Raw genomic sequence first — 6,805 nt, forward strand, 5'->3', positions numbered from 1 at the left:
TTTTATTCGTCTTCGTTACTATTTTCATTAAATGCAGATGGAAGCATTCTTGGGATAAACTTGATTAAAATAGGTAAAAGCAAAGCTCCGCCTGGTAATAAAAAAATGGTCAACGATGGAACCGTTTTACAAATATCGAGTAACTGTTTTTTAACTTTCTTTTTCTCTTCTTTGTCCAGATCTTTGTGTGTTGATTTTGCCAAAAGATACATCAATTCCTTACTTTGTCTAATTTCTTTAATTAAACGTTTTTTATTTCGATTGATTAAAACACCAACACTTTCAGTCGTAGTGTCATAAAAATGTTTCACCGGATTGGAGAAGTTGAAATAAGGAATTTCGCTTTTATATTTTGTGATAAAATAGTTGATAAAATCAATATTTTTTATGATTTGTTCATCCTTTATAGCCAAATTTTCGCCTAGTTTAAACATGAAATAGCGTTCTTCATTTTCTACTTTTTCATCACTCCAAAGACTAATTCCAGCCAAATCAACAATGTATAATTTTTCAATTTCATCGTTAAGATAACTCAAATCTAGTTCTTCAATATTTTTACTACTAGCATTTGAAAACTTGTTGTATCGAACGGACGATTCAAACAGTTTTTGCAACAATTCATCGTGAACCGATTTTCCGGTTTTTACTTTCAAGGAAATCGAAACAATTCCAATTACGATTTCTTCAATTTTATTGGAATATTTTTCGGGAATTTCGCCAAGTTCCAAAAACTTTTTAAATGCTAAAACATCTATAAACGAAAGCGCATTGGTAATCACGTGAGAGAAGTTTTTGCTAAAAATATCTTCATTCGTTTGAACTCTCGTATGGATAATTTCTTCTAAGTTTTGAACATTTGAATTGCTACTTAAAATCTTAAAAATCGAACTGCTTTTTGGATTTAAACTTTTATAAAAAGCAACACAATCGCTAGTGAATTTTACACTATCTACTTTTTTAGTAACTAAACAATGAACTTTAAATAGCGTATTTAGTAAGCTAATCTTTGAGATTTCTATGGGTAACCAATTGTCAATATCAATAGGAATGATAGTATCAACAGCAACGATATGTCCAAAGATGAAACCTGTTTTTCTCGTGGCTTCATAAAACTCAACTTCGTCAATGACTATTTCGTCTTCTTTGTGCTTTTGCTCGGCAAAATACTTGTCAATCCAGCCGTGTATTGAAGGGTTAATCATTGTTTTGAATTTTAATCAAGGCAAAATTATAGTATTTATTTAAAGAAAACAGCTAAAGAATAGGTTAATTTATAATCATTACCTCGATTTAATGTTTTGTTCACATAGCAAAATGATTGCAGCTATTCTATTACTTCGTGTTTCTTCTCTTTTGGCTTGATTTAACCAATAAAGGTAGCTTTTTCTATACGATTTACTAAAGTTATTGTAGTTGTCAAAAGCGGTTTTGTTTTGGATAAAAGCAATTTCTAAATCTTCTGGAATTTCTAAATTTTCAACACCATCAAGAGATTCCCAAGAACCATTTTGTTTGGCAATTTCAATTTTTTTCAAACCACTTTTATGCATCAAGTTATCGGCAATTAGTTTTTCGGTATAGGTTTTATTGAGTTTACTCCAAACGCTTTTGTCTTTTCTTGGTGTAAAAAGTTGTTGTCTTCTGTCGTCGTCAATTCGCTTTACTGTAGAATCAATCCAACCATAGCAAATGGCAACTTTAACTGCTTCTTCCCAGCGCATGCTTTCGGATGTACTGCTAACTTTGTAGAAAATCAAATACGCTTTGGTAACTTTTGTATGATTATCGTGCAACCAGTTTCGCCATTCTTGAGCATTTTTAAAATATAAATGTTCTTCTTCCAAAGGTGAAAACTATTTGATAATACCGGCACAAGCAACTCTTCCGCCAGCATTTCCAGTAGGTTGTGTTTCAAAATCATCGGGATTGGCGTGTACAATTAACCCTTTGTTTAGAATATCTTTGGTTTCATCGCCACAGCCAATACACCATTCGTTGGTTTTGAAAAATACAGTTGCATTACCATCAGGATCAGTAGTAAAATTACCAATATCGCCTTTGTGGTATTCGCCTTCGCCAAATTTTCCGTGCTTTTTAAAGGTTGGGTTCCAATGTCCGCCAGCCGAAGCTGCATCTGCACTTGAGCAATCTGATTTTTCATGAATATGAATAGCATGAACTCCAGGAGTTAAACCGCTTATTTTGGCCTCCAGAACAACTTCACCATTGCGTTCAGTAAAAGTAGCTGTTCCTTCAACTTTGCTATTGCTTTTAGCTTCTAGGTTGATGGTTATATTATTTTTTGGAGTATTGTTACCCGATTTACATGCTATAATAATTACTAAAAGTAAGGCGGAAAATAAGACTATCTTTTTCATAAGTTGTGATTTTTAGTTTTTCAAATTTACAAAATAATCAATGGGCATTGCCTTTTTTTAACGTTTTACTAAGTTATTCAACAGGATGAGAAAACTTGTAGTCCTTCAAAATGGATTTAATTTTTTCCTTTTCAGCTGGCGATAGTTTTTTTAGATAAAACCCTTTTTTGAAATCGTTTTCATCATAAGCATAAGGAAAAACTCCAGCTAAATAAAACTCTTTTAACGAGTAAGTCGTTAAGCATGGCAACGGAACATCATGCATCAAGTGGTAGTTTGAAGGCGTATTGAAAGTAAAATTCGATACTTTATGTTGGTTGTAGTCGCTATTACTGTATTCTAATGGCTTTATTAGTTGTTCCATACTTGGTTTACCCATCAATTGTCCTACATAAAACGAACTAACATTTTCTTGCAGAATTTTTGGGAACAAGAAAATGATGAAAACTATTCCAATTCCTACTAAAGTAATTCCCTTGGATAGTATTGGTTTTATTGCTATGCCCAAAAGGACCAAAGCAATAAGCGGTAAAATGGCATCAATCATAAAGCGATATTGTCCTGAAAAATAAAAGACAACAATAGTTTTTAGTGTGATACAAACCCAAAGCAAGATGAGTTTGGTATTTCGTTTTCTAAAGGCAAGAAATCCAAATCCAACAACAACCAGTAGAATTCCTGTGTTTATGATTTTTTTAAAACCAGCAAGTGTTAACCATTTTATGATGGTATCAGCAGTAGACCACGAGTTTATTTCGGATATAGTGTATTGATAATCATAAGTTTTGAGTAACGCATTTTGGTTTGATTGTTCTAGTAAATAGTTTGAAGGTTTCCAGGAAACATCAATTAAATTACTTTGTATTGGAAAAATAATATCGCCAAAAACCCAAATTTGTTTGATGAAAAAAAGAGATAGTAAAACTACCGTCAATACTATGTTTTTTAGTCCAAATAGTATTTGCTTATTAGTTTTAAAACCTAATAAAAACACAAAAATAGGAAGCCAAAAAGCGGTTGGTTTCAGCGTAAATAGAAACAGTGATAACAACCATAGACTATTAAAGTTTATGGAATAATCGGTTTTAAAAATTTCTACGACTAGCAGAATGCTGAAAACATAAAGAGGTAAATCGGGTGAAGGCGAATGTAAAAAGAGAAAGAAAAAAGGAGTAAATAGTAATATATTCCATAGTTTCTTTTCAAAAGCATAAAATATAAAGATAAGATACAACACTACATTTATTCTCAAAAAAGAATCTAACATATCATCAAAGCATGCCTGAAAAATATGCCAAGAAGATTGTTGTCCTAAAATCAAATCAACATTCGAAATCCCTTTAACAATGCCATATTCACTTAGCCATTTGACCGTTGGTACATAATAACTAAAATGGTCGTTAATAAAAGGAGCAAAGGTTGCTACACCAATTCCTAGAAAAATAAAAATTAAAAATAATGGTTTCTTTAGCAATAAAAAGAGTTCTGAAAAATTACTTTTGACTATAAATAATCCGCTAAAGCCAATTAGAATTACCACTATTTCAAAAGACATTCCCAATGGGAAAAAGAAACCAAAAGTGCCGGCAACAGTAGTAATACTTACAATACCGGCGGTTAGATTTGCCCAAATACTATTAAAACTAAAACTTAGTAAACGAGTAGCAAGTTTTCCCCAACCAAAAAGCAGCGGAAGTATAAGTAGCAAACTAAGAAATAAATAAATCACAATCGGTTGGTTAGTAAATCAGCGTAAAAATAGCAAAGAAATAGGTTAGTAGTATCTGTTTATTTTTCAATCAAATACAAATTAGAGTTTGAGGTTGATGGTTTGAATTTTAAATTTTCTTGTTCTTTTTGTCTGTCGGTGAGTAGAATTCCATCTAGATGATCGCGTTCGTGCTGGAATATTACTGCTGTAAAGCCTTCGAGTGTTTCAGATATTTTTTCGCCTTTGAGGTTAAAATACTGTACTTTAACTGAATAATGACGATAAATCATACCCCGTTCGTCAAACGATAAATCGCCTTCTGGACCTTTTTGCATTAACTCCGATTTCCAAACAATCTCGGGATTGATAAAAACTTCAAACGGTTTATTTTCTTTGTCAAAACGTTGTACTAGAACCATTCTACGATTAATACCAACCTGTGGCGCAGCAATACCAACACCACGACGACTTGGATCTAGAACCGATTTAAGCATCCGATTGGCTAATACTGTGGTCAGTTTGTCTTTTGGATTTATGGGTTTGGAAACGTTTTTTAAAATAATAGAATCGTTGTGAAACTTGGTTTGCGTTACCCGCATCATTTGAGTGGTATCAACAAGTATCAACTTTTTTTCTAGTGTAGTTAGTTTTTTATACTGCTGCGAATACGCCATAGCGGCAAAAAACAGCAGGCAGAGCATAGTTTTGGTTTTAGTAATAAACTCCATTTTTAATCAGTACTTTTTTTCAAAGATATTGATTTTTATAAATGTTGATGGATAATTTTAGATGGCTTGGCGTACCACAACCATACCGATGCCATACCGATGCCATACCGATACTATACTACTAGTACTAATTTAGTTTTATAACTACTCTGTTCAAAAAGGAACTACTCTTTGGGAAATGGCAAAACAAAGTCGATTTGGTTGTCGATGGCGGTTATGGTGATAATGTTGGTTCCACGATTATCGATTTATCGGGCTATGAGCCAGTAGTTATTCGAGAAGGAAAAGGCGATATTGATATTTTTTAGCTAGAAACAATCCTAGTTTTTTTTACTAAACTTTGATTTCTTCAATAATCAATTTGTCTGTTTGAACCAAAATTAATCAAGTTACAAACCAATAGTTATCCTTAAAAAAAAAAGCAACTATATAAAAAATATAGTTGCGTAGCCCCAAGCCTCTATATATTCAAAAATGAACACAAGAAAACAATAATCAAATTTAAATAAAAAATAGTTAGTAAACAAAAAAAAGGCAACCTAAGTTGCCTTAAAATAAAAGTCCTAACACTTTTAAAATCGTTGTCATGCCAGTGACAAAATTGCATTTCCTTTGACGAATGTATAAATAAACAATTAAAAAAGAAACAATAAAACATAATTTTTTTAAAATAAGTTAAAAATTAATAATGAGCTAATTCTCCCTTTCTATTGTATTATTACTTTCACAGCGAGTACCGCTATAAAAAACAGCGCTACAGTTTTAGTAGCAAATTCCTTCCCTTCATATAGTAAAAACACCTTTAATAAACTAAGTTCTTCAACCTATTAGGCATAAAAAACAAACCTCCTTTAAATCTCCCGAAACTTCGGGATAAAAAGAGGTTATTTTTTTTATAGTTTCCAATTTTATATTTAAAAAATGGTAGTTGTGCAACAGTTACTGTTGTTATATGCTGTAATTATTTTTTTTCTCGATACTGTTCAAAAAATGTCATATCAGGTTCGTATATAGTTTTGGGTTTCACTCCAAGTTCAACATCTTCAAACATTTGCACTAATTTATCTCCGTCTATTAATTCAAGTTTAATATTATTTTTTTCAATTTCTATTGCTGCTTTAGCAAATGAACCTGTAGTTATTAAAAGTCCTTTTTCAACGCTTCTTTTATTTGTTTCCATAACTCCAATAAATGCTTGAACTTTTTCAGTTGGAACAGTTCCACTATATCTTTTACATTGAAAATAGACACTCATATTAACAAATGGATTTAACTTTAGGTTTGCATAGCCATCAATTCCACCATCGTGCGATTGTTGAGAAATTTCGATATCTTCAAAATTGTATTCTCTCAAAAGTCTACCACATAAATGCTCAAATCCTATCGGCGATAAATTTTGTAAAACTTCTAGCAATGAAAGCTGGATTTTTGTATCAGAACCGTCGAGTTCGTCTTCTTCTTGTGTTATAATAATCTTTTCGACTTCAGTTTCGCTTTGAACTCCTTTTCGCAGATCCGCAAGAATTTTTACCCATTTAAGAAATATTTCATGAGCTTTCTTTTCATCTAAATGAGTTTCCTTTCCTTTGAGACTTATAGTCCAAACTCCACGTTTTGATGCAGCAAGAAGCTCTTCCCAAACCAAATATTGTCTTGCCCAAGCTAATTGGTTAGGAAATTTCAGAAGTCCTGATTTTTCATATCGTTCGTTTAACGTTTCATCGTCAACATTAAGTTTTTCTGCAATCCAGTTCATTATTTCTTTCGGTGTAGCTGAACCTCCGAAATCTCGTAATGCATCAAGTATTGGTCCGAACCACTTAATAAATTCTGTTTTACGGCTTTTTTTCTTTGTCATTTATATTGTTTTTTTCGTGCGTTTGCGACTATGGCTGCTAACCTCAGACTATGAAAAAAAATCACAATCCTTTTTTCAAATATACAATTTTACATCAAACACCTATAACAAAAAAAAGCACTCCGATAGC

At 32.1% G+C, this 6,805-nt stretch carries 6 protein-coding genes and 1 pseudogene; 1 reads left to right on the top strand and 6 read right to left on the bottom strand.

What is annotated here, in order from left to right; translation table 11 throughout:
* Window positions 1-2 precede the first annotated feature (2 nt).
* From IAI56_RS06340 to def, 5 genes are all read right to left on the bottom strand, one after another.
* Entirely contained in the window at window positions 3-1,202 is a 1,200-nt protein-coding gene (locus IAI56_RS06340) for an LETM1-related biofilm-associated protein (protein WP_187657076.1), read from the bottom strand.
* 78 nt (window positions 1,203-1,280) lie between these two features.
* Window positions 1,281-1,844 (bottom strand): YdeI/OmpD-associated family protein, encoded by a 564-nt coding sequence (locus IAI56_RS06345; RefSeq protein WP_187657077.1) that lies wholly within the window; start codon window positions 1,842-1,844, stop codon window positions 1,281-1,283.
* Window positions 1,845-1,853: 9 nt separating this feature from the next.
* A complete protein-coding gene (locus IAI56_RS06350; RefSeq protein ID WP_187657078.1) occupies window positions 1,854-2,378 on the bottom strand; it encodes a superoxide dismutase family protein in 525 nt (174 codons plus the stop codon).
* A 73-nt stretch (window positions 2,379-2,451) separates the two neighbouring features.
* Window positions 2,452-4,107 (bottom strand): LIC_10190 family membrane protein, encoded by a 1,656-nt coding sequence (locus tag IAI56_RS06355; RefSeq protein ID WP_187657079.1) that lies wholly within the window; start codon window positions 4,105-4,107, stop codon window positions 2,452-2,454.
* A 59-nt stretch (window positions 4,108-4,166) separates the two neighbouring features.
* Complete coding sequence (def, locus tag IAI56_RS06360) at window positions 4,167-4,817, bottom strand: peptide deformylase (protein ID WP_187657080.1); 651 nt, start codon at window positions 4,815-4,817, stop codon at window positions 4,167-4,169.
* A 161-nt stretch (window positions 4,818-4,978) separates the two neighbouring features.
* Between def and IAI56_RS06365 the strand changes: the two are divergent.
* Window positions 4,979-5,125, top strand: a pseudogene (locus tag IAI56_RS06365) (L-threonylcarbamoyladenylate synthase); the annotation flags it as partial.
* 653 nt (window positions 5,126-5,778) lie between these two features.
* Here the strand turns inward: IAI56_RS06365 and IAI56_RS06370 are convergent.
* Window positions 5,779-6,675 carry a restriction endonuclease gene (locus IAI56_RS06370; protein WP_187657081.1) on the bottom strand — a complete coding sequence of 299 codons (897 nt, stop codon included), beginning with the start codon at window positions 6,673-6,675 and terminating at the stop codon, window positions 5,779-5,781.
* Window positions 6,676-6,805 lie beyond the last annotated feature (130 nt).

The organism is Flavobacterium macrobrachii (assembly GCF_014486675.1).
GTDB lineage: Bacteria > Bacteroidota > Bacteroidia > Flavobacteriales > Flavobacteriaceae > Flavobacterium > Flavobacterium macrobrachii.

What these genes read in the sequence shown, in the direction of transcription:
- IAI56_RS06370 (WP_187657081.1), bottom strand. Translation starts at nt 6,675, where the DNA reads ATGACAAAGAAAAAAAGCCGTAAAACAGAATTTATTAAGTGGTTCGGA.
- IAI56_RS06350 (WP_187657078.1), bottom strand. Translation starts at nt 2,378, where the DNA reads ATGAAAAAGATAGTCTTATTTTCCGCCTTACTTTTAGTAATTATTATA.
- IAI56_RS06340 (WP_187657076.1), bottom strand. Translation starts at nt 1,202, where the DNA reads ATGATTAACCCTTCAATACACGGCTGGATTGACAAGTATTTTGCCGAG.
- def (WP_187657080.1), bottom strand. Translation starts at nt 4,817, where the DNA reads ATGGAGTTTATTACTAAAACCAAAACTATGCTCTGCCTGCTGTTTTTT.